This is a genomic window from Streptosporangium sp. H16 (assembly GCF_051918855.1).
In the GTDB taxonomy this organism is placed as follows: Bacteria; Actinomycetota; Actinomycetes; order Streptosporangiales; family Streptosporangiaceae; genus Streptosporangium.
Map to the genome: position 1 here is coordinate 1 of NZ_JBPXMD010000109.1, position 1,285 is coordinate 1,285.

Consider the following 1,285-nt stretch of genomic DNA (forward strand, 5'->3'; position numbering starts at 1 on the left):
CCTCCCTGAACGACGATGCACGACGTGATCGCGGCACTCGATTCTGACGCGCCCACCGCGGTGATCGGACGGGCGCGTGCCGCGACGGGTGAAACTTTCAGCGGCGACCTCATACTTCGCCGCCCGCCTGGTCGCAGTGTCGACACGGCGCGGCGTAGCCGCCTACCGTCTGCACACCGCATTGATTCGGTGTGGGACGAGCCGACCGGCCGCCGCCCCCGCCTCCCGGCCGTCAGGGAGCCACCATGCAACGGCGACTTGTCCGCACCGTCCTTGTGGCGCTCGCCGCCTTGGCCGGGCTCGTGGTTTCCACGCCCGCGCTGTCCGCGACGGCCCCCGTAAGGATCATGCCGCTCGGCGACACCACCCCACCGACGGTCCCGACCGGGCTGAGGACCACGGTCAGCTGCTCTCCCTACACAGTGACGCTGAGCTGGACCGCCTCCACCGACAACGTGGGCGTCGCCGACTACGACGTCTACCGCGCGACCAACGGCGGCGCGTTCACCTCGGCCGGCACGACCACGACCACCTCCTTCACCCAGCCCATCACCGGGCTGTTGCAGTTCAAGGTGCGAGCACGCGACACGGCCGGCAACACCTCCGCCTTCACCGAGCCGGTCAGCATCGTGCCGCCGCCGTGCCCGACCCTGCCGCCGGACACGCAGGCGCCCACCACACCGGGTACGCCGACGGCGAGCGCCACCTGCGGCTCGGTGACGCTGAGCTGGACCGCGTCGACGGACAACGTGGGCGTCACCGGCTACGAGATCTGGCGCGCGTCCGGCACCACCGGCGGCACGTTCGTCTCCGTGGGCACCTCGACGACCACGTCCTTCACGCAGTCCGGTGTGGGGATCTTCCGCTACCAGGTTCGGGCCCGTGACGCGGCCGGGAACACCTCTGCCTTCACCTCGCCGGTCACCGCCGCCGCCCCGGCCTGCCCGGAACCCCCTCCGACCTGCACGGCGGTGTACAGCCAGATCGGCAGCTGGTCCGGCGGATCTCAGGGAAAGGTGACGGTGACCAACACCGGCACCACCGGGACCACCGGGTGGACGGTGACACTCACCTTCCCCGACGGTCAGCGGATCACGCAGATCTGGGGCGCCCGCACCGACAGCACCGCCGGGCCGTACACGATCACCAACGAGAGCTACAACGGATCGCTGGCCCCCAGCGGGTCCACCACATTCGGCTTCCTGGCCACCTCGAGCGGCACCGCCACCCCGCCCACCGTCACCTGCACCCCCACCCCGTCGAGCTGACCCGTCCTCCGTACGAG

Annotated in this window: 1 protein-coding gene; it reads left to right on the plus strand. The window is 70.7% G+C overall.

Features of this window, described 5'->3' with window-relative positions; all coding sequences use genetic code 11:
* Positions 1-245 precede the first annotated feature (245 nt).
* A complete protein-coding gene (locus tag ACTOQ2_RS43875; protein ID WP_440107959.1) occupies positions 246-1,268 on the plus strand; it encodes a cellulose binding domain-containing protein in 1,023 nt (340 codons plus the stop codon).
* Positions 1,269-1,285 lie beyond the last annotated feature (17 nt).

Coding starts and splice junctions, on each gene's coding strand:
- ACTOQ2_RS43875 (WP_440107959.1), top strand. CDS start 246: ATGCAACGGCGACTTGTCCGCACCGTCCTTGTGGCGCTCGCCGCCTTG.